Raw genomic sequence first — 20,948 nt, forward strand, 5'->3', positions numbered from 1 at the left:
TTTTCATTAGTTTAAGGCTGTTTTAAAGGAAACCAGTAGCCCCAATGCGGGCTACTGGGATTCGATAGCATTTCTTAATTAACTCTCAATTTAGCAGTCCACGCCAAGCTTGCGCAGTTCTTCTTCCGCCTGCTCTTTGGTCAGGAAGTGGATACCATGGATTCCCTGTTTTTCGGCGGCTTCGACGTTCTTCAGGGTATCATCCAGGAATACGCTCTCTTCTGCCTTTAATCCATAACGTTTCAAAAGCAACTGGTAGATCTCCGGTTCCGGCTTGATCAGATGCTCCTTATAGGACAGGATACCACCCTCCATCTCCGGCAGGAAATTCAATGCCTCTGCGCATTCCACCTCGGCCTTGCGGGAAAAATTAGACAAATAATACACATGATATCCCTTCGATTTCAATTCCTGCAGCCAGGGAATTGCATATGCTCTCGGAGTTACTATTCCGGCAATACTCGTAAATGCCTGATATAGCTCCTGCTCCAGCTGTGGTGCATCTTTTACAAACGCAGCCAGTACCTGTTCATCCGTCCAGGTACCGCGGTCATACTCTGCCCATGCCGGATGCATCACGGATGCTTTGGCAATCTTTTGAATCATCTCCGCATCGAATCCCTTATCTGCCAGAAATCCTTCCCAGCGATAATCAGTCAGTACATTTCCAATATCAAATATTATATTACGTATCATCTTATCCCGTCTCCTATCCGTTTGTATATTCTCTTGCATGCGCCATCTGCATCATTTATATCGGCCTCTTTATACCTCTTGCATACGCCATCTGCGTCATTTATATCGACCTCTTTATAACGTAGCAGCTGCCACATCCAGTTCCATGATCTCCAGCAGTTTCTCCGCCGCCGGCGCCATAGGCATTTTCGTATTCCTTACAACACAGAACTGTCTCTTCGGTATCATTTTATTGAACCTGAGTTCAAAAAGCAGGCCAGATTCCACATAATCTCTGGCAAAATCCCGCATCACACAGCCCACGCCAAGATTCCTTCTGACAAACTGTACGATCATATCACTGGTGGCTAATTCGAACTCCGGCTGCACATAGACGCCGTTGCCCGCAAGGAATTCATCCATATAGCTTCTGCTGCTGGTATTTTTCTCCAGAAAAATAAGCGGCAGGCTCTCCAGTTCTTGAAAATCCAGTGTTTTATTTTTATATCCGAAAAATCTTCTCCCGGCTACAAACACATCCTCAATCTCCCGCACCGGCATCATCTGAATATCCGGTCTCTCCGGAAACGGTGTGCTGACAATTCCGAAATCAATCCTGCTTTCTCTCAAATAATTCAGAGTCTCCGGCGTCGGTGCATTGGTGACGATCACTTTGATTCCGGGATACTGCTCATGGAATTTCTCCAGATAGGGAAGCAAATAGAACTGCAGTGTCATATCGCTGGCACCGATCCGGACTTCACCCAGCTCCATATTCTGCATCTGATGGACCTTCTTCACCCCCAGTTCGATCTGTTCATATCCTTTTGCCACATAGGAATACAGCAGTTCTCCCTCACCGGTCAGGCGCACACCTTTTGCCGCCCGGTGGAAAAGTGACACATCCAAAGTGTTTTCCAGCTGCTTGACAGCCTGACTGACCGCTGGCTGTGAAATAGACAGTTCTCCTGCTGCCTTCGTCACACTTCCGCATTTTGCCACATAATAAAATACTTTATATGCTTCCAAATTATTGATCATATTGTAACATCTCCGGTATCCAAAAAGGACATAGGCTGCATCTTCTGCCGCGCCATGCCCTTTTCCTGCACTACTATGAATCATAAAACAAATGTCTGCTTTGCAGCCACCTGTTTTCCTTGATGATCATTATATCATGATTCGCACCTACGGTGCTTACCGTTGCTTCGCAACGATCATGATCAAATTCGCCGTTCGCCAATTATGCAAGCATATTGGCTCACTTGCGCTCATTATATCTTGATTCGTATGATACTCTATAATTATTTCGTCAGAGGACTCTCACGATAAATGATATCTTCTCTTCCGGGGCCATTGCTGACCATGGTGATAGGGAAGCCGATCTGCTCCTCAATGAACTCTACATACTTTCTGCAGTTTTCAGGCAGATCCTCGAACTTTCTGATGCCGCGGATATCACACTTCCATCCGGGGAGCTTCTTCAGTACGGGCTTAGCCTTCTCCAGCTTGTAGGTTACAGGGAAATCAGTGGTCACTTCGCCATCGATCTCATAGCCTACACATACAGGGATCTCATCCAGATATCCCAGTGCATCCAGTACGGTAAATGCTACATCGGTAGCACCCTGCAGTCGGCAGCCGTACTTGGTAGCTACACAGTCGAACCAGCCCATACGTCTGGGACGTCCGGTGGTAGCGCCGAACTCACCGCCGTCACCGCCGCGGCGGCGCAGCTCATCTGCCTCGTCACCGAAGATCTCGGATACGAAAGCTCCCGCTCCTACTGCGGAAGAATATGCTTTACTTACGGTAACGATCTGCTTGATCTCATAAGGAGGAATACCTGCACCGATGGCACCGTATGCTGCCAGAGTGGAGGAAGAAGTTACCATAGGGTAGATACCGTGGTCCGGATCCTTCATGGTACCTAACTGACCCTCTAACAGAATGGTCTTGCCTTCCTTCAGTGCTTTATCCAGGAATGCGGATACATCGCATACGAAAGGTGCGATCATGTCACGATACTCATGCAGGGTATTTAACAGCTCTGTGGGATCGATCAGAGGCTTATGATACAGGTGCTCTAAGATGACATTCTTCATCTCGCTGACGCGCTGTACCTTTTCCTCCAGCAATTCATCATCAAATAACTCACTTACCTGGAAACCGATCTTCGCATACTTATCGGAATAAAAAGGTGCAATGCCGGACTTGGTGGAACCGAAGGACTTGCCACCCAGTCTCTCTTCCTCATACTGATCAAATAAAATATGATAAGGCATTACCATCTGTGCACGATCGGATACCAGAATCTTAGGCATGGGAACATTTCTGTCTGTGATAGACTTGATCTCCTTCATCAGGATGGGAATGTTTAATGCCACACCGTTACCGATCACACTGGTGGTATGATTGTAAAATACACCGGAAGGAAGGGTGTGCAGAGCAAATTTACCATAATTATTTACGATAGTATGTCCTGCATTCGCGCCGCCCTGAAAACGTACGATAATGTCCGCTTTCTCTGCCAGCATATCTGTGATCTTTCCTTTTCCCTCATCGCCCCAGTTGGCTCCTACAACTGCCTTTACCATGTTTTCCTCCATTCTTTATCACGCTTCGTGATAAGTCTAACTCAAATCTCTTACTCTTTTGAGAGAACAATGTTTCTCTCACACTGTCTCTTAGTATACAACACTTTGTGATATAAGTAAAATCAATATTTATTATATTTTATATAACCTACATCTATATGACGTTGGGGTCAAAAGTCCACGACTTTGATGCCTACGAATTGCTTCGTGCTATGTGAAACTTAGAACTTCTTCACGAAAGAGCCTATGCTCTGAGTGATCAGAAGTTCTTTTCACATTATTCTCTGCCATCCCAGCAATAGGTACAGAGTCTGTCTCTTCCGATCCCCACAGATTCGATCATGTCATCCAGTCTCTGGAACTGCAAAGTAGTAAAATTCAACTGTCTGCCTATCCTGCTTACCATTTCTTCATACTCCGGCGTATCCGGATCCACATAATTTTTCAGATTGATCTCTCTTCCTTCCTGTTCGATCTCCTTGATCACACGGCGGGTGATCAGATCCATCTCGGAGGAGGATCTGGAGAAGTTCAGATACTTACAACCGTATAACAAGGGGGGACATGCCGGACGGATATGTACTTCCTTCGCACCGCTCTGGTATAAAAATTCCGTCGTCTCTCTCAACTGCGTACCGCGGACAATGGAATCATCAATGAGCAGGAGGCTCTGATCCTGGATCAGGTCATGTACCGGGATTAATTTCATCTTGGCGATCAGATTTCTCTGGGTCTGTATCGTCGGCATAAAAGATCTCGGCCAGGTGGGGGTGTACTTAATAAACGGACGGGAGAACGGAATCCCCGAACGGTTCGCATATCCCACTGCATGGGCGGTACCGGAATCCGGTACACCGGCTACGATATCCGGCTTTACATGATCACGCTCCGCCAGCTTGGCACCACACTGATAACGCATTTTTTCAACACTGATTCCTTCGTAAGAGGAAGAAGGATATCCGTAATATACCCATAAAAAGGTACAGATTTTCATGTCTTTTCCGGGCTGTACCAGCGTCCGCACGCCTTCCGGTGTCACCACTGCGATCTCTCCCGGTCCCAGTTCACGTACCGGCTGGTATCCCAGGTTCAGATAAGCAAAGCTTTCAAAGGAGACGCAATATGCCCCTTCCTTTTTGCCCACGGCCACAGGAGTACGTCCCATCTTATCTCTGGCCGCATAGATTCCCTTCGGTGTCATGATCAGAAGCGTCATGGAACCTTCAATGATCTCCTGGGCATACTGAATGCCCTCTACCAGGTTATCCTTCTGATTCACAATGGCTGCCACCAGCTCCGTGGCGTTGATGTCTCCGCCGCTCATCTCCAGGAAATGGGAATGTCCTTTTGCGAACAGATCCTTTATAATAGCATCGGTATTATTGATCTTACCAACCGTAGTGATGGCATAAGTTCCGTGATGGGAACGCACCATCAGCGGCTGGGGTTCAAAATCCGAGATACATCCGATACCGAGATTACCCCGCATTTCATTGACATCCTTGTCAAATTTGGTACGAAACGGCGCATTCTCGATGTTGTGAATGGCTCTGTTATAACCTTCCTCTTTGCTGTAAACTGCCATTCCGGCGCGTCTGGTTCCCAGATGGGAATGATAGTCTGTTCCGAAAAACAGATCAAATACACAGTCTTCTTTTGCTGCGACTCCAAAAAATCCACCCATTTTAGTTATCTCCTGCTCTCTCTGATATTTCTCCGCAACGCAGAAAACCGCCATTGGCTCTCCTGGTCGAATGACGGATTTCTGTGATGATATGATTTCTATTTATACATTGATCTCTGCCTTTACGCCCAGGAGATCTTTGTTGGCTTCCAGAATCGGATAGATCACGTTCTTCAAGAATGCTTCCACCTGTTCCTTAGAACGTCCGATATACTTGGAAGGATCCATGGATGCCTTCAGTTCCTCCAGCCCCATGGGGAATGCAGGATCTGCGGCGATCAGCTCTAACAGATTGTTTTCTTTTCCTTCTACCTTCACGTTGCGGCCCGCCTCCATGGACAGCTCACGGATACGCTCATGCAGCTCCTGACGGTTGCCGCCTAATTTTACAGCATCCATCATGATATTCTCGGTAGCCATGAAGGGCAGTTCACTCATCATATGCTTCTCGATCACCTTCGGGTATACTACCAGACCGTCTACCACGTTCAGGCACAGGTCCAGGATACCGTCGATAGCAAGGAAGCCTTCGGGAATGGACAGTCTCTTATTTGCAGAGTCATCCAGAGTTCTCTCGAACCACTGGGTAGCGGAAGTGATCGCGGGATTCAGTGCATCCACCATCACATAACGGGACAGAGACGCAATACGCTCACTTCTCATGGGATTACGCTTATATGCCATTGCGGAGGAACCAATCTGATTCTTCTCAAACGGCTCTTCCACTTCCTTCAGGTGCTGTAACAGACGGATATCGTTGCTCATCTTGTGTGCGGATGCTGCAATACCTGCCAGTACGTTGACTACTCTGGTATCCACCTTACGGGAATAGGTCTGGCCGGATACGGGATAGCACTCCTTGAAGCCCATCTTGGCAGCGATCATGGGATCGATCTTGTCGATGGTCTCCTGATCCCCGTTGAACAGTTCCAGGAAGGATGCCTGGGTTCCGGTGGTCCCCTTGGAGCCTAACAGCTTCATGGTACCAAGAACATGATCCAGATCTTCCAGATCCAGAGAGAACTCCTGCAGCCACAATGTTGCTCTCTTACCTACGGTTGTAGGCTGTGCAGGCTGAAAATGAGTGAATGCCAGGGTAGGCTGTGCCTTATACTTATCTGCAAAGTCAGCCAGTTCCTTCATGACATTGATCAGCTTTTTTCTGACTAATTTCAATGCCTCTGTCATCACGATAATATCGGTGTTGTCACCCACGTAACAGGAGGTCGCACCCAGATGAATGATTCCGGCTGCCTTGGGGCACTGCTGTCCGTATGCATATACATGGCTCATAACATCATGACGTACCAGCTTCTCACGCTCTTTTGCCACATCATAATTGATGTCCTCTGCGTGTGCCTTCAATTCCTCGATCTGCTCATCTGTGATGACGGGTTTCCCGTCCTGGGACAGTCCCAGCTCTTTCTCCGTCTCTGCCAGTGCGATCCACAGCCTTCTCCATGTGCGGAATTTCATATCCGTGGAGAAAATATACTGCATCTCCTTACTGGCATAGCGTTCGGATAACGGGCTCTGATATCTGTCTGTACCTGTACTCATTTGTCTTGCTCCTCTTATTTTCTAATTATTACAACTATTCCAAACCCATCCCACACATTCTCAAAACCGTATGTTACACATACTTTCCCGCTGCTTCACAGCTAATTTTGTTCATGTGTGGTATGGTGACCCTATTCGAGTCACCTTGCGAATAAGAAAACTGCTACTTACATGCAAGCATGACGTATCAGTATTTCTTATTCTAAGGGTTTCTGAACAGTCATCTTTTATTTATCAAATTCTCCGCGGATATCTTCCGCAGGCGGTTCCATAGGGTATTTGCCGGTAAAGCAGCCCTTGCAGATGCCGAGCTTACCGCCCACCAGTTCTTCCAGTCTCTCGATCTTCAGATAGTCCAGACTGTCTGTACCGATGAGGTCACTGATCTCCTTCACGGAACGGTTATATGCGATCAGCTGGTCTCTCGCCGGAACATCTGTGCCGAAATAGCAGGGCCACAGAAAAGGCGGTGAGCTGACTCTCATATGGACTTCCTTTGCTCCTGCTTCCCGCAACATCTTCACGATACGGTCGGAGGTGGTGCCGCGGACGATGGAATCATCGATCATGATGACACGCTTGCCCTCCACAGCTTCCCGGATAGGATTTAATTTGACCTGTACACTGCTCTCTCTGCTCTTCTGCTTCGGCTTGATAAAGGTTCTGCCCACATAGGCATTTTTCACAAATCCCATACCGTAAGGGATCCCGGACTGCATGGAATATCCCATGGCAGCGCAGTTACCGGACTCCGGTACGCCGATGACCAGATCCGCATCCACCGGGGAATCCATAGCCAGGAACTTTCCTGCCAGGATACGGGAATCATACACGCTGATCCCGTCGATAAAGCTGTCGGGTCTGGCGAAATAAATATACTCGAAAATACATCTTGCGGTATCCGCAGGCTTCAGCACATGGCTCGTGTCGGACTCGATCCCCTTCTCCGGAGATATGGTCACGATCTCACCGGGTAACACATCACGGACAAATTCAGCTCCTACTGTATCCAGCGCGCAAGTCTCACTGGACAGAAAATAGGTATGGTCTCTCTTACCAATACATAACGGTTTAAAACCATAAGGGTCTCTGGCACCTATCAGCTTCCTCGGAGACATCACCACCAGGGAGTAGGCTCCCTTGATCTTCGTCATGGCTCTGCCCACCGCTTCTTCTACGGATTTGGAATTCAGACGTTCTCTGGCAATATGGTACGCAATGACCTCGGAGTCAATGGTGGTCTGGAAAATAGCTCCGGTGTACTCTAACTCTCTCCGCAGTTCCGGAGCATTGATCAGATTACCGTTATGTGCCAGTCCTAAAGTACCCTTTACATAATTCAGTACCAGCGGCTGTGCGTTCTCTCTGGTGGAACCGCCCGCTGTGGAATAGCGGACATGTCCCACACCGATATCCCCTTTTAACTTCTCGAGGTGTTCCGGTGTAAATGCCTCATTGACCAGTCCCATATCCTTGCTGCTTAAGACCTTTCCTTTCGGTCCGTTTGTATCGCTGACGGCGATACCGCAGCTCTCCTGACCTCTGTGCTGCAATGCCAGAAGTCCGTAATAGATCGTAGATGCCACATCGTGTCCGTCGAAATCGTACACGCCGAAGACACCACATTCTTCCTTTAATTTATCGTTATTTTCTGTCTGGATATAAATGTTGTCCGTCACTTGTAAGCCTTACCTTTCCTGCCCCCGCAAAAAGGAATACCCAAAATTGTTATTTACAGATCCTTTCCTGTCAGCATCTTGTATGCCTGAAGGTATTTGTCGATGGTCTTCTCCACGATCTCCTCCGGCAGCTTCCAGCCCTTTTCGGGATTGGCTTTCAACCAGTCACGGGCGAACTGTTTGTCAAAGGAGGGCTGTCCATGTCCGGGCTCATAGCCGTCTACCGGCCAGAAGCGGGAGCTGTCGGGAGTCAGCACTTCATCTCCCAGTACCATATTGCCGTTCTCATCCAGGCCGAACTCGAACTTGGTATCTGCAATGATGATTCCTTTGGTCAGTGCGTAATCCGCACACTTTTTATAAATAGCGATGGTATAGTCACGAAGCTTGGCAGCATATTCTGCTCCCTTTCCGGGGAAGCGCTTCTCCAGATATTCCACACTCTGCTCGTAGGAGATGTTCTCATCATGATCTCCGATCTCAGCCTTGGTGGAAGGGGTATAGATGGGCTCAGGAAGCTTATCTGCTTCCTTCAGACCTTCCGGAAGCTTGATGCCGCATACGGTACCGTTCTTCTTGTAGCTTTCCCAGCCGCTTCCGGTAATGTATCCACGAACGATGCACTCGATGGGGAGCATGTTCAGCTTCTTGCACATCATGCTGTTGCCGTCAAATTTGGGCTGTCTGAAAAATTCGGGCATATCCTTAACATCAGCGGATACCATATGATTGGGGATCACATCCTCAGTCATATCAAACCAGAATTTTGACATCTGGGTCAGCACAGTTCCTTTCTTCGTTACTGTGTTGTCCAAGATCACATCAAAGCAGCTGATACGGTCAGTTGCCACCATGATCAGGGTATCTCCGTTGTCGTAGATCTCACGAACTTTACCTTCCTTGATCGGTTTCATTTCCTGTACGCTCATACCATCAGTCCTCGCATTCTTATGTTTTTCAGTCTTTTATTGGAATAGGTGTGGGCAAGATAAACCCACACCTAATAGATAAACAGATTTGCGAAAAAAAATCAATATATTTTTACTGCAACTTTCCGATAAATTCCCGAACACGGGCATTTTCCGTTGTAAAAAGTGCTTCGGGAGAACCTTCCTCCACGATCACGCCCTGCTCCATGAAAATGATACGGTCGGAGACTTCTCTGGCAAACTGCATTTCATGGGTCACGATGATCATGGTCATATGTTCACTTGCGAGCTGTCTGATCACCTTTAATACTTCTGCCGTCAGTTCCGGATCCAGTGCTGAGGTCGGCTCATCGAAGAACAGGATCTTGGGCTGCAGTGCCAGTGCCCTGGCTATGGATACTCTCTGCTGCTGTCCGCCGGACAACTGGTAAGGATAGGCATCTGCCTTATCCGACAGCCCTAGCTGCGCTAAAAGCTTCTCCGCCCTCGCCACGGCTTCTGTGCGGCTTACCTTATCCACATGGATCGGCGCATCGATGATATTTTTCATCACGGTATAATGGGGGAAAAGGTTAAAATTCTGAAATACCAGCCCAAAACATTTACGGATCTTATGCAATTCCGCCTTCGATGCATATTCACACTGTATTCTGCCGTTTTTATCCGTTTTCTCCGAAGCTGCCGTCTGTCCTAAATAGATCAGCTCGCCACCGTCCATTTTTTCCAAAAGCGTTGCACAGCGAAGCAGTGTAGACTTCCCGGAACCGGAGGGACCGATAATGGAGACCACCTCTCCCTTTTTCACGGTCAGGGAGATATCCTGTAGCACTCCGGTGCCATCAAAGCTTTTTTTCACATGATTCATTTCTAAGAGGATTTCTCCGTCTGTCTGTTCCATATACGATACTCCTGTCTGTCACCTATCTGTAATAAGATGTCTTCTTCTCCAGGTATTCCATGAAGGATGCCACAACGAGATTGAAGATATAATAGAATACACCTGCTGCCAGCAGCGGAACCACACTGGTCTGTGCTGCTCCGATCTGCTTCGCCACCGTGAACATCTCCGCGATGGAAATGGTAAATGCCATAGAAGTATCCTTGACTAATGTGATGGTCTCATTGGTCACCGGCGGAAGCACCCGCTTCACTACCTGCGGCATAATGATCTTCACGAAGGTCTGTGCCTTACTGTAACCCAGCACCTGCGCAGCCTCATACTGTCCCACCGGAATAGATTCGATTCCCGCACGGTAGATTTCCGCAAAATATGCTGCATAGTTGATCACGAATGCCACGATCACCGCCGGGAAACGATACCCCGTTCCCACGTGCATGCGAAACACATAAAAGGGTGCGAAATACACCACGATGATCTGCAACATCAGAGGGGTTCCTCTCATGATGGATATGTAAATTTTGGAAATAATGCGGATCACCTTACATCCCGACATTCTTCCGAAGGCTACGATCAGTCCAAGAGGAAGAGAGAATAAAAGGGTCAGTACAAATATTTCCACCGTTATCAGAAAGCCCTCTGCCAGCTGGGCACTCATGGTCAGCAAACTCATGAAATCTACTCCTTAATTATCCTGACTTACATCAATTATCTTTTGTTATTTACCGAGGCAGACACTGTCGGTCAGTCCCCACTTTTCAGCGATCTGTGTGAAAGTACCGTCTGCTGCCATCTCATCGAGGGTCTTCTGCACGGTATCTCTTAACTCATCGTTACCCTTCAGGAAACCTACGGCGTACTGCTCTACTGCCAGCTTGTTATCCTCGCCCTGCAGCATAACGAACTTCCCTGCTTCTCTCTGGGCGATCTGGTACTGTGCCACACCGATATCGATGGCTACGGCATCTACCGCACCCTGCTCCAGATCCATGAAAGCAGTGTTATAATCCGCATACTCGATCAGCTGTGCAAAGGAATCACGCAGTGCAATGTTATCGGCATTCTCTTCATCATTCAGTGCAGCCAGTGCGGAAGAATCCTTCTGTACCGCTACAACCTTGCCTGCCAGCTCTTCCTTATTCTGTACACCGGAAGCTGCTGCTACGACGAACACCTGGCTGTTATCCACATAGGGCTCGGTCCAGGTGTAGGCATCCTCTCTGCCGTTCATGGTGAAACCGTTCCAGATACAGTCAATGGCTCCGGAGGAAAGCTCCATATCCTTCGCATCCCAGTCAATAGGCTGCTTTACCAGCTCCCAGCCCTGTCTCTTGCATACTTCCGCTGCCAGATCCAGGTCAAAGCCTACATATTCTCCATTGTCATCACGATATCCGTAAGGGGGAAATTCCGCATCAAAACCTACGGTAAATGTCTTATCAGATCCTTTAGAACCACAGCCGGTAAGAACACCTGCTGCCATGCTGATCGCCAATAATGCCACTAATACTCTTTTCATAATACATCCTCCCGTTCTGCCACTCACTGTTGGCCGCGTGTATACTTTAGCATGGTAAATTGCTAACACGGTGTCATAGTAACATAACGGGAGGGTCTTGTCAATTCTTTATCGGTCGTAACGCTCCACCATTGAGAGGATCTCCTGCGCATATTTCGGATAGAGTGCCGCCACTTCTTTTACTTCATTGCGGGCACTCTCCGCCACCTCCTGATTGTAATCCATCTGTTTACGGAGTGCCTGTCTTCTCTGGATCAGTTCATGGCGGATCTCCACCATCTCACGCTTATCTAAAAGTGCCGCTGTCTGGCTGATCCACCGCTCCGGCATCTGCACGCGGTAATTCGACAGCTGTTCCACCAGTTGTTTCTGATAATACTCCATCTTCGCTTCCGCTTCCGCGAACTGCTTGCGCTCTTCCTTTTCATCCTGGTACAATTTCCAGCGTTTCTCCAGCTTCGCCGCACTGTCCGTATTGTATTTCAGATAGAGATATTCCATCAGCTGACAGTTGTTCACATAGCGGATCTTGACCTTATTCTGTAGCTGAATGATCTTGTTGATGGTCTTCTCCACCCGCTGCAGTTCCCGTCCGGCATCCATATATTTGATGCAGACATAAGAGATGGCAACGGCGCCCGCTCCCACTGCCAGAAACAGTCCGACATAGACATCCATATCAAATCCGAACTGTAAGATTGCCAGCATGATCACGCACACTACCAGTGCCGTAAAAAATATTACCGCCATTCCTCTCTGATTGTTCATCAGGTTCTCGAGTTCGTTCCTCCGGTATTCGTAGGCATGTCTCTCTCCGTCCAGTCTGTGCAGATCCTGTCTGACCAGATTGCCGTATTTTTCGCCCTCACGGATTTTCTGAATTCCTTCTTCGATCTCGTCCTCTCTCTTGCGGATCGCATAGAAGTCCGCATCCCGCATGCGGTTCTTTTTCTCCCGGTATCTGTTGCGCTCCTGCTCGAGACCTGCCAGTTTAGCAGCGGTACTGTTCACCTGTGAGCGCTGTTCCTGGGGCAGAGCCTCAATCTCATCCGTATCCGTCAGATAGGAAGTCACTAACGTATATTCTCCGGTCAGCAGATCGATCTCCTTGGAAGCTTCCGCGATCTGTTCGAGACAGTTTACAATATAACGCTTTCTTTGGTCCTCCTCGTCAAAATTCACGCCGTTCCTTGTATAGACCAACTGCTCCCAGTCTTCTTCCTGCTGTACTGGTTCTTTTTTCTTAAAAAAGCGGTTCCACCATGCCATTTTTTTCTCCTGTCTGTTATACGTTCACACTGGTCCGATAGCTGTTTTTAAGGGCTGTCGTCAGTCTCTCATTCTCTGCATCATACTTCTGTCTGTCTTCTGCCCGCCAGGTACTGCGAAGCTGCAGCTGCCTGTACTCCGGCTGCTGTTCCCATTCCCTGCCGAACTGTTCCATACTTTTCTCCAGTTCCAGGGACTCTGTATAAAACTCCGGATTCTGCGCTGCAAAAGCCACATAGGCATCCTCCGGCAGTTCCATCCGTTTTGCTGCAAGATAGGCGTCCAGATGTACTCTGTCCGGATCCGACTGCCAGGCCTCTCTGAACTGCTCCGCAGCCTTGTCGTACAGCATCAGCCCGGTCAGCGCCACCCCCTTATTATGTAATATAGAGGCTCTTACCTTTCCTGCCGGGAGCTCTCTTCCTTCCGCTTCCAGCGTACTCCAGGTCTCTAACAGCATATCATATCCACGGATGGCAGCAGCGTATTTCCGCTTTTCCACCATATAGTCGATCTGGCTTTTGCGTTTCTCCAGATTGCTGAGTCCGGCTCCCTGCTTCAGCACCTGTTCCACCTGCTTAAGATCCTCTTCACCATACATTCCCACATACTGTAAAATGGTCAGTACGAATACACTTAAGGAACCCTGCTTATGTATCATGGGGTACAGCTGCTTTGCCAGTTCTCTGACCTTACATTCCTCTCCGATCCAGTCTGCCAGTTTGTCGTTCATAATGGACAGGTCTAAGAGGAAAGCATTCTCCTTCAGGCAATAACACAATTCCTCCATGCAGCAGACACTGATCCCCAGTTCTTCCACTGTATAGGCATTTTCACAATATTCACCTACGCACAGACTTGCCCTCATTTCCATTCCTCATTTCCATCCACTTTTAGCTGTCAGCCAGTTCTTTCGTCCGGTCGCTTACAGTTCAATCTCTTCTTTCCAGATATGGTGTGTTGCCGCACGAAATGTGCCAAATCCCAGATCTTCCAGTTCCACCATAAGATGCGTATCATCCCGCATCTCCACACTGATCTTAAGCCTGGTGATTCCCTCCTGCAGTTCCTCGGGGACGATTCTGGCGATCCGGTTCCCCTTGCCTGTCAGGGATGTGATCAGGATCTCCACTGCCCGTCCTTCCAGCAGGTAGAATTCCATGCTGTTCTTCGCTTCGTACCAGTTGATTCCCGCATCAAGAAGCGCACAGTAGGATTCCTCCCCCTGTCGTAAAATCTTCATTCCGATATTGGATTTTAATTTATCATCGCCTAAAAACACATGGTTTTTCCCTGCTTCACTGGGAGCCAGCCGCTCCATCATACTGTAACAGGCACCCTTGCTGAACAGATTGTTACCCTGGAAGACTCTTCTTCCATGACACAGATAGCGTAACGATTCCTTCATCCATTCCTGAGAAAACGCCTCACCGATCAGATAGACCGAAGAGACAATCTGGTTACCGCACAGGCTGGTGGCAATCTCCAACATTTTCTCATCCGATTCCGGCACCGGGAAAGGGAACTCCCGCTCTTCCATATAGGCTACCACCGGCGTGGTATGGCGATTGCATTCCATGCAATAAGTGCGTATGGAGTGCTCCGCGTATTCACACAGCACCGTCTTATGCCGCCACAATTCCTCCGGCTGGTACAGATTATAATAGTAAAAGCTTTCCACATGACTCTGAAAACAGATCTGTTCTGTCTTCAGATGTAACCCCGCCGTTGCCGCAGCAAGTACTTCTAACATACGGGAATCCAGTTCTTCACAGGTGATCATCAACGCCCCGATCTTCTCCGCGTTCGTCACCTGAGATAACAGTCCCAGACTCCGTTTCAGGAAAAGGGTTAACAGCGCCACGGGGTCCAGCGCTGTACCGTCGATCTGCACCGGTTCTCCGTCCCTTGCAAGCTTCAGAAGATTCTCCACCAGGATCCCTTCCTCTTCCTGCGCATATCTTACTGCTTCGCTCCCGTAGAACCACTGATTCACACCCTGTCTTTTGCTGAGTGCCAACGGGATGGTAAATACCTGTGATCCCGCCACGGAAGAAAGTGTTCTGATCTCTTCCCCACTGCCTGCAATATAACAGCTGATCTGCGCATATCTGCTGCCCAGATCATATCCGACTATCACCTTTTCACTTCCCGGCAGCCGCATCTTCCTTCCGCCTCCTCTCTGTTATCCTTTTTGTTATTCTTTTTCAGGTCTCACTGTAAGGTAAACAACCTGTGATCCAGATATTCTCTCCGATAATATTCTTCGATCAGATGATCCAGTGTATCATCATCCTGCAGGGTCATGCTGATCATCATGTCATTGATGATCTCATACTTGCTGTCCGGATTATCATTCATGATATCGCTCTTCTGCAGGCTGCCGCTCTCCGTGAGCTGCTCGCCGCTTTCGGATTCCTCCATAATGTAATACTGAATGTTCTCCCCGAAGAACAATACGAATTCTTTGAAAAATACACCGCTGTACACTTCCTGCATGTACTCCGACAGATAATCCTCCGCCTGACCGTTCTCCTGCATCATCACATAATGGATTCTTGCCCGGACACCGGCTTTGGTATGATATTCCACGATGGTCTTATCCTTCAGCTCCTGAAGTTTGGGCAGACAATCTCTGAATTCCCGGAAAAAGTTCAGATGAATATGATCCCGCATCATTTCCTCCAGGAAATCCCGGATCAACACTTCGTCTTCCCTCTCTATCTTGTCCCGGTTCTCCGCATAGAACTTCAGATACGCCAGTTTACAGATCCGCTGTGTCTCCTCACCCCGCAGGTAAGTATTCCGGATCTCCCGAAAGATATATTCTTCCGTAAGCTTTTCTCTGCAGAAATAGTCACAGGAGCTCTGTACCAGTACGGCTTCCTCGATCTCCTGTCTCGCTCCCTGGGATACATAATAACGGAAGATATCCATTCTCTCTCCCACAAAAGCGCCGGAAAACAGCATCTGTACCAAAATACGCTCACTGAGCTCATAGCAGTCCACATCAAAGGATCTGGCAGATTTCCAGATATCCCGCAACTCCTTCGTAGTTCCCACAGCATAACGCACCAGATATTCCAGAATATTTCCGTTATATTTGCCTCTTCGGAAGGCGGACAGTGCCGCTGCATATAACGCAGGTTCCCCACTGTGTGCAGCCTGTGAGATCAGTGCGTCCGTAAGGCGAAGCAATATTTTCGCATCCGCAAAATACGGTGTATAACTTTCGATCCATTGATATGCCTTTTCATAATTCCCGCGTAACACCAGGAAGCGAAGCAATATCTCCCTCTGCTCCGCAGTGAATTCCCCGCCGTCCAGCTCCTGCAGATATTCATCCAGTGCCTGCATATTGTCCGCATCGAAATAGGCCTGTACCAGTCTTACCGCCTGGTTCCGTCTGAATGCCGGTTCCACGGCATCCGACGTTGCCAGTCTTGCCATCCGCATCAACTTTGCCGAAGACAGTGTCTCTTCTCCCTTGTCATTCTCCGCAAGATACAGATCCAGTTCCACCGTATCCGGCACATAATGTTCCAAAAGCCGCAGATATTTTCCGGGCACCAGCAGCTTTTCCAGGGTATATTCCACATTTTTAAGGAACCGGTTGCCATAAGCATCCTCAAAAGCAAGGGTATATTCATTCCCATAGATTGCCACCCATGCTGTGCCATTTAATAAAGGAATCTCCTTCATCTTCCGGTTGCCCGGCTGACAGACGATCACCCTGCGCATTCTGTCGTCTTCCACTCTGACCAGATGGGCAAACAGAAGCCTTGACAGCGGCTTCGCCATGGCCTCCGTCACGATCGCCGGCGTTAAGAACCGCTGATACAATACCGCCAGGTGTCTGTTGATATGCTGCTTCTGGATCTGATCGATCACAAAACGCTCGATGCGCGGTTCGTAATGTTCATACAGTTCCTCATATTCTTCTCTGTGCTTCAGAAGATAAGCGTATAAAAACGCGCTGTGTTCATAATCCAGATTGTTTTGGAAAGAAAAGTACATCAGAATCACCTTCGGCAGTTCCATAGCGGAATCCATATCCACCGAAGCCATATAATACTCATACAGATTCGTGATCCGCAGGTGACTCTCCACTCCCTTTTGGTACCAGATATATGCGTCCGGTCCGGTTTTGCTGCCCTTGATCAACAGGCTGCAGATCTCCTGGAGAATTCGTACATCTTCTTTCTTCTCATACATTTTTTTCAGAATCCTGCATAGCAGCGGGGAATACTCCCGTACCCTGCCGGACAGATACAAAAGCTGTTCCAACAGACTGTCATTCACAGCTGCGTGCCGCACTCCGAAATGCATCACCTGCAGTTCAAGGCCATTCAGTTTCCGCAAAAGTGCCGGATTCCCGTTTAAAAGTGCCAATGCCTCCAGATAGATCACCGGGCTGGAACAGCCGTACTGGTACTGTTTTTCCAGAAACATCCATTTTCCGGAGGTGGACCGGTTGTATTCCTCCGACAGATACAGCAGAAGCCATGCCACTCTCCAACGGCTCTTGTCATAGCGGTAGATCTGCTCCACCTGCTCTGCGATCTGCATGGTATACTGGGGATCTCTGTGGATCAGTGTCGTCAGATACAGATAATATGCCCACAGTTCTCCACCGGTGGCTTTTTGTGCTTCCAGCATGTCCGCTGCATGATCTAATATCCAGCCTGCTTCGTTGTAACGTTCCTCCGTGATCAGAAGCTGTGCCTGGAACAGTCTCGCCGACACATCCTTCTCATCCATGGTCACCATACGTTCTACCAGTTTGCCGGTCTCTGAGAGCCAGGTGCCCGTGCCGATTTTTTTCAGACGGAATTCTTCGTAATATTTCATGATCTGGGAGATGCACTGCATATGGCTGTGATCTGCATGCCGCACCGCCGTCCTGTCTCCTAACTGTACCATCACCGGGATCTCTATGGAGATATAGGCATTGTAGATATAGATTCTTCCGAAATTTTTACCGGGTCTGCATACACTGCTGTCAATATACACGGGAAGTCTGCACCGGTTGCCGAGGAAATCATCATCACTTAAGCTTTCTTTTTCCGTGAAAACAAACTCTCCCTCGCATTCGATCTGCAGATTGGTATATCCCCAGCCGTTTCTTACAATGGTCAGGCTATTCTCCGACACGCCGTAATTGCCTTCCGTGCGGGGCAGCTTTTTCACCAGTTCCTTCTCTTCCACCAGAAATTCGATCTGTTGCTTTTTATTGATGCAGATCAGGAATTCTTCCATGTTCTGTTCGTTGCCTTCACAGGCGGACAACATCCGGTAGGTTTCATAAAAGTGGGCATCGTTCCCCGTAAACAGCCGTAAAAATTCCGGTCTGTAGAACAACCGCACCGCTTCCTTCCAGTTACTCTTCGCCAGATTCGCGAAATGGAACAGATTTCTTATAGGACCGATGGAAGAATTTAATACGCCATGTTCCACGGTCACCACAAAGGGGAGATTATACTCTCCACGATTACTGACTACTGAAAAAGAGCCCTTCACCACATCCCCTTCTTCCAAATTCTCACCGTGGAAGCAGAAAAAAATTTCTGCATCGGAGCCGGTAAACTGATCTGTCATACATTCCATCTGAAGATGGTCCGAGATCACAGATCCCTTTACATAGCCGTCCGATGCAGAGAGGATGTGAAAAGAGCCCTCATACGCCGTCCCCTGCGACAGCGAAATTTCTATTTTAGAGCAGGAGAATTCCAAAGAACCGTTCTCGTAATCGAAGTTTCCTCCTAAAATTCTATCAATAATCTCCTGCATGTACCTTCACCCGTTCCCTGTTGTCATTTGGATTTATTATATCAAATTTACCAGTTGAGGGCAAGGTGTATACCCGGTTAGTCGAGGTTTAATTTTCGGTTCATGATGTAATAAGATACCCCGTACATGATTGCCGCCAAGAGCAGACTGGTGATCACATTAATATCATAGGCGGAATTGGTGCTCACCGTGATTCCACTGGCACTGTTTGCGACATTGGCACCAAACATGAATGCGCTCTGTACGGTGCTGCCGATGATGGACGACAGGATCGTCACTCCCGCATAGACCAGAATTCCCATGAACCCTTTATGTTTAGAAGACAGCTGACCGATCGTCAGGGCTCCGAACAGGGTGACCATAGTAATGAAAGGTCCTGCCACATAGGTTAAGAGCAGCGTGATCCCATAATGCAACAGATTGATCCCCATCTCTTCTTCGTATGTTCTGCCAAGTTCATAAAAAGCATCTGCCAGAAATTCCCAGATATTCCCATTATATTGTGTCAGTACACTACTCAGTTCACCGATATTTAAAAGGCCTGTCATCAGAGACACGATCAGTGCCGCCACAGAGATACCGATGCCTATCGTAAGGAACAGATACCAGACACCGGAGACCAGTACCTTGCTTAAAAACAGCTGGTTAGCTGTTACCGGCAGGGTGTGGGACAGATAGCCTTCATCCGTATACATACTGCGGTAAAAGCGGATGCCCAAAAAAATCAGCATTCCCCAGGTGGACGCCAGCAGCATGATCACATACAGGATCAGTGTTGCCACAAAGGAAGAGAGTACAAACCAACTCTGTGTCGCATTCATGTTATTGCCGTCCGCAATCTCCGTTACCAGTCCTCCCGGCATGCGTAATACCACGCAGCCGATCACAGTGACCACAAACATTCCAAGGAGCATCAGTACGCCCGCTTTCCAGGTATTTTTCCATTCATATTTCATCAACTTTCCTAACATGCGAATACCTCCCTGAAGTAAGCATCTACAGACTTACCCTTCTCTTCTCTGATATTGTCAACGGATGTATATAACACCAATTGACCGTAGCGCATGAAGATCACTTCATCCAGCACCTGCTCCACATCCTCGATCAGATGGGTGGAGATCAGCACCGTAGCTTCCGGATTGTAGTTGTTGATGATGGTGCGCAGGATGTAATCTCTCGCTGCCGGATCCACACCGGCAATCGGCTCATCCAGAATATACAGACTGGCATTCCGGCTCATAACTAAGATCAGCTGTACCTTCTCCTTTGTGCCTTTGGATAAGGTCCGCATCTTCACAGCAGGGTCAATCCCTAAACTCTTCAGCATCTCTTCTGCACGCTCTCTGGAAAAGTCCGCATAGAAATCCTGAAAATATTCCAGGATCTCCCGGATGGTTTTATTCATCGTCAGATAGGTACGGTCCGGCAGATAAGCCACCTTGCTCTTGGTCATCGGTCCCACATAATTGCCGTCGATCATAATAGTGCCTTCCGTCGGTGTCAGCAGACCGTTCAGCATTTTGATCAGGGTCGTCTTACCGCTGCCGTTTGGTCCCAACAGACCGATGATCTTCCCCTTGGGGAGACTTAACGTCAGGTTATTCACGGCCACATTGGAGCCGTATTTCTTGGTCAGATTCACAATTTCCACAAGATTATTCATTTCTGTTCCCGCCTCTCTTCGTTTTTCATAGACTCACACCTCATCTTAGAGCTGGACCTTGTCGAAGAGATTCCGAATCTCTTCACTCTGATATCCCAGTTCCTGCATGTTGTTGATAAAATTCCGGACATGTCCGACCGCCAGCTGTTCTCTGGTATTCCTGATCAGTTCGGTGTCCTCCGTCACGGTTCTGCCGCTGGTGCGCTGTGTTACGATCAGACCGCTCCGCTCCAGTTCGGCAAATGCTTTCTGCATCGTATTGGGATTCACTGCCGCCACTGTTGCAAGATCCCTGACGCTCGGCAGCTTCTCTCCCGGCCGATATTGACCGGATACGATTTTCCTCTGGATCCGCTCTACCAGCTGCGCGTATATCGGTCTGCCAGCATCTAATTCCCAAGCCATTTCCATCATCCTTTCTTGTTTCTTATTGTCTGTTTCTTGCTGTTTGTTTCTACTGTTTGTTCCTTGCTATCTGTCGCACATCGTTTCTGTCGATGCGCCCTGACTCATTGTATATTTTACTGTATTATTTATTTAATACAATAATACGTCATATTTTTTTATCTGTCAAGAGGTTTTTGAGCTTGTCCGATGAAAATTGTTGGTATTACACTTGTTACAACATGGTAAATTGAGAGTTAATTAAGAAATGCTATCGAATCCCAGTAGCCCGCATTGGGGC

17 protein-coding genes are annotated in these 20,948 nt (G+C 48.2%); all 17 read right to left on the reverse strand.

The window, feature by feature from the left end; genetic code table 11:
• Positions 1 to 90: 90 nt before the first annotated feature.
• Positions 91 to 696: an HAD-IA family hydrolase gene (locus tag ACTRDR_RS13285; RefSeq protein ID WP_176862189.1), complete on the reverse strand. Its 606-nt coding sequence runs from the start codon at positions 694 to 696 to the stop codon at positions 91 to 93.
• 114 nt (positions 697 to 810) lie between these two features.
• The gene (locus ACTRDR_RS13290; protein ID WP_176862191.1) at positions 811 to 1,716 is read right to left on the reverse strand and encodes a LysR substrate-binding domain-containing protein; all 906 of its coding nucleotides are present in this window, start codon (positions 1,714 to 1,716) and stop codon (positions 811 to 813) included.
• A gap of 263 nt (positions 1,717 to 1,979) precedes the next feature.
• The gene (locus tag ACTRDR_RS13295; RefSeq protein ID WP_440528047.1) at positions 1,980 to 3,272 is read right to left on the reverse strand and encodes an adenylosuccinate synthase; all 1,293 of its coding nucleotides are present in this window, start codon (positions 3,270 to 3,272) and stop codon (positions 1,980 to 1,982) included.
• 277 nt (positions 3,273 to 3,549) lie between these two features.
• Positions 3,550 to 4,956 carry an amidophosphoribosyltransferase gene (locus ACTRDR_RS13300; RefSeq protein WP_440528049.1) on the reverse strand — a complete coding sequence of 469 codons (1,407 nt, stop codon included), beginning with the start codon at positions 4,954 to 4,956 and terminating at the stop codon, positions 3,550 to 3,552.
• Between the two features lie 102 nt (positions 4,957 to 5,058).
• Entirely contained in the window at positions 5,059 to 6,516 is a 1,458-nt protein-coding gene (purB, locus tag ACTRDR_RS13305; RefSeq protein WP_440528051.1) for an adenylosuccinate lyase, read from the reverse strand.
• 227 nt (positions 6,517 to 6,743) lie between these two features.
• Entirely contained in the window at positions 6,744 to 8,195 is a 1,452-nt protein-coding gene (gene purF / locus ACTRDR_RS13310; protein WP_440528053.1) for an amidophosphoribosyltransferase, read from the reverse strand.
• Between the two features lie 53 nt (positions 8,196 to 8,248).
• Positions 8,249 to 9,124: a phosphoribosylaminoimidazolesuccinocarboxamide synthase gene (locus tag ACTRDR_RS13315; RefSeq protein WP_176862201.1), complete on the reverse strand. Its 876-nt coding sequence runs from the start codon at positions 9,122 to 9,124 to the stop codon at positions 8,249 to 8,251.
• A gap of 112 nt (positions 9,125 to 9,236) precedes the next feature.
• Positions 9,237 to 10,022, reverse strand: coding sequence for an amino acid ABC transporter ATP-binding protein (locus ACTRDR_RS13320; RefSeq protein WP_440528055.1), 786 nt, complete (start codon positions 10,020 to 10,022; stop codon positions 9,237 to 9,239).
• A gap of 22 nt (positions 10,023 to 10,044) precedes the next feature.
• Complete coding sequence (locus tag ACTRDR_RS13325; RefSeq protein WP_440528057.1) at positions 10,045 to 10,695, reverse strand: amino acid ABC transporter permease; 651 nt, start codon at positions 10,693 to 10,695, stop codon at positions 10,045 to 10,047.
• A gap of 45 nt (positions 10,696 to 10,740) precedes the next feature.
• A complete protein-coding gene (locus ACTRDR_RS13330; RefSeq protein WP_440528058.1) occupies positions 10,741 to 11,541 on the reverse strand; it encodes a transporter substrate-binding domain-containing protein in 801 nt (266 codons plus the stop codon).
• 108 nt (positions 11,542 to 11,649) lie between these two features.
• Positions 11,650 to 12,810: a hypothetical protein gene (locus ACTRDR_RS13335; RefSeq protein ID WP_176862205.1), complete on the reverse strand. Its 1,161-nt coding sequence runs from the start codon at positions 12,808 to 12,810 to the stop codon at positions 11,650 to 11,652.
• Positions 12,811 to 12,826: 16 nt separating this feature from the next.
• Complete coding sequence (locus tag ACTRDR_RS13340) at positions 12,827 to 13,678, reverse strand: hypothetical protein (RefSeq protein WP_440528060.1); 852 nt, start codon at positions 13,676 to 13,678, stop codon at positions 12,827 to 12,829.
• Positions 13,679 to 13,735: 57 nt separating this feature from the next.
• On the reverse strand, positions 13,736 to 14,974 hold the full coding sequence (locus ACTRDR_RS13345; RefSeq protein ID WP_176862209.1) for a DUF5716 family protein: 1,239 nt from the start codon (positions 14,972 to 14,974) through the stop codon (positions 13,736 to 13,738).
• A 50-nt stretch (positions 14,975 to 15,024) separates the two neighbouring features.
• Positions 15,025 to 18,600, reverse strand: coding sequence for a DUF5717 family protein (locus ACTRDR_RS13350; RefSeq protein ID WP_440528062.1), 3,576 nt, complete (start codon positions 18,598 to 18,600; stop codon positions 15,025 to 15,027).
• 77 nt (positions 18,601 to 18,677) lie between these two features.
• Entirely contained in the window at positions 18,678 to 19,571 is an 894-nt protein-coding gene (locus ACTRDR_RS13355) for a hypothetical protein (RefSeq protein WP_440528064.1), read from the reverse strand.
• Positions 19,565 to 20,263, reverse strand: a complete 699-nt coding sequence (locus tag ACTRDR_RS13360) for an ATP-binding cassette domain-containing protein (RefSeq protein WP_176862215.1) — start codon at positions 20,261 to 20,263, stop codon at positions 19,565 to 19,567. The genes ACTRDR_RS13355 and ACTRDR_RS13360 overlap by 7 nt, the downstream gene beginning before the upstream one ends.
• Positions 20,264 to 20,308: 45 nt before the next feature.
• Positions 20,309 to 20,668 (reverse strand): GntR family transcriptional regulator, encoded by a 360-nt coding sequence (locus ACTRDR_RS13365; RefSeq protein WP_440528066.1) that lies wholly within the window; start codon positions 20,666 to 20,668, stop codon positions 20,309 to 20,311.
• Between the last annotated feature and the right edge of the window lie 280 nt (positions 20,669 to 20,948).

The sequence above is a fragment of the Simiaoa sp. genome, from assembly GCF_051972595.1.
In the GTDB taxonomy this organism is placed as follows: domain Bacteria; phylum Bacillota; class Clostridia; order Lachnospirales; family Lachnospiraceae; genus Acetatifactor; species Acetatifactor hominis.

Bases quoted from the DNA above. Each gene is read 5' to 3' on its own strand.
- ACTRDR_RS13335 (WP_176862205.1), bottom strand. From the start codon at position 12,810: ATGGCATGGTGGAACCGCTTTTTTAAGAAAAAAGAACCAGTACAGCAG.
- ACTRDR_RS13285 (WP_176862189.1), bottom strand. From the start codon at position 696: ATGATACGTAATATAATATTTGATATTGGAAATGTACTGACTGATTAT.
- ACTRDR_RS13315 (WP_176862201.1), bottom strand. From the start codon at position 9,124: ATGAGCGTACAGGAAATGAAACCGATCAAGGAAGGTAAAGTTCGTGAG.
- ACTRDR_RS13345 (WP_176862209.1), bottom strand. From the start codon at position 14,974: ATGCGGCTGCCGGGAAGTGAAAAGGTGATAGTCGGATATGATCTGGGC.
- ACTRDR_RS13340 (WP_440528060.1), bottom strand. From the start codon at position 13,678: ATGAGGGCAAGTCTGTGCGTAGGTGAATATTGTGAAAATGCCTATACA.
- ACTRDR_RS13355 (WP_440528064.1), bottom strand. From the start codon at position 19,571: ATGTTAGGAAAGTTGATGAAATATGAATGGAAAAATACCTGGAAAGCG.
- ACTRDR_RS13290 (WP_176862191.1), bottom strand. From the start codon at position 1,716: ATGATCAATAATTTGGAAGCATATAAAGTATTTTATTATGTGGCAAAA.
- ACTRDR_RS13320 (WP_440528055.1), bottom strand. From the start codon at position 10,022: ATGGAACAGACAGACGGAGAAATCCTCTTAGAAATGAATCATGTGAAA.
- ACTRDR_RS13300 (WP_440528049.1), bottom strand. From the start codon at position 4,956: ATGGGTGGATTTTTTGGAGTCGCAGCAAAAGAAGACTGTGTATTTGAT.
- ACTRDR_RS13360 (WP_176862215.1), bottom strand. From the start codon at position 20,263: ATGAATAATCTTGTGGAAATTGTGAATCTGACCAAGAAATACGGCTCC.
- ACTRDR_RS13330 (WP_440528058.1), bottom strand. From the start codon at position 11,541: ATGAAAAGAGTATTAGTGGCATTATTGGCGATCAGCATGGCAGCAGGT.
- ACTRDR_RS13295 (WP_440528047.1), bottom strand. From the start codon at position 3,272: ATGGTAAAGGCAGTTGTAGGAGCCAACTGGGGCGATGAGGGAAAAGGA.
- ACTRDR_RS13365 (WP_440528066.1), bottom strand. From the start codon at position 20,668: ATGGCTTGGGAATTAGATGCTGGCAGACCGATATACGCGCAGCTGGTA.
- ACTRDR_RS13350 (WP_440528062.1), bottom strand. From the start codon at position 18,600: ATGCAGGAGATTATTGATAGAATTTTAGGAGGAAACTTCGATTACGAG.
- purB (WP_440528051.1), bottom strand. From the start codon at position 6,516: ATGAGTACAGGTACAGACAGATATCAGAGCCCGTTATCCGAACGCTAT.
- ACTRDR_RS13325 (WP_440528057.1), bottom strand. From the start codon at position 10,695: ATGAGTTTGCTGACCATGAGTGCCCAGCTGGCAGAGGGCTTTCTGATA.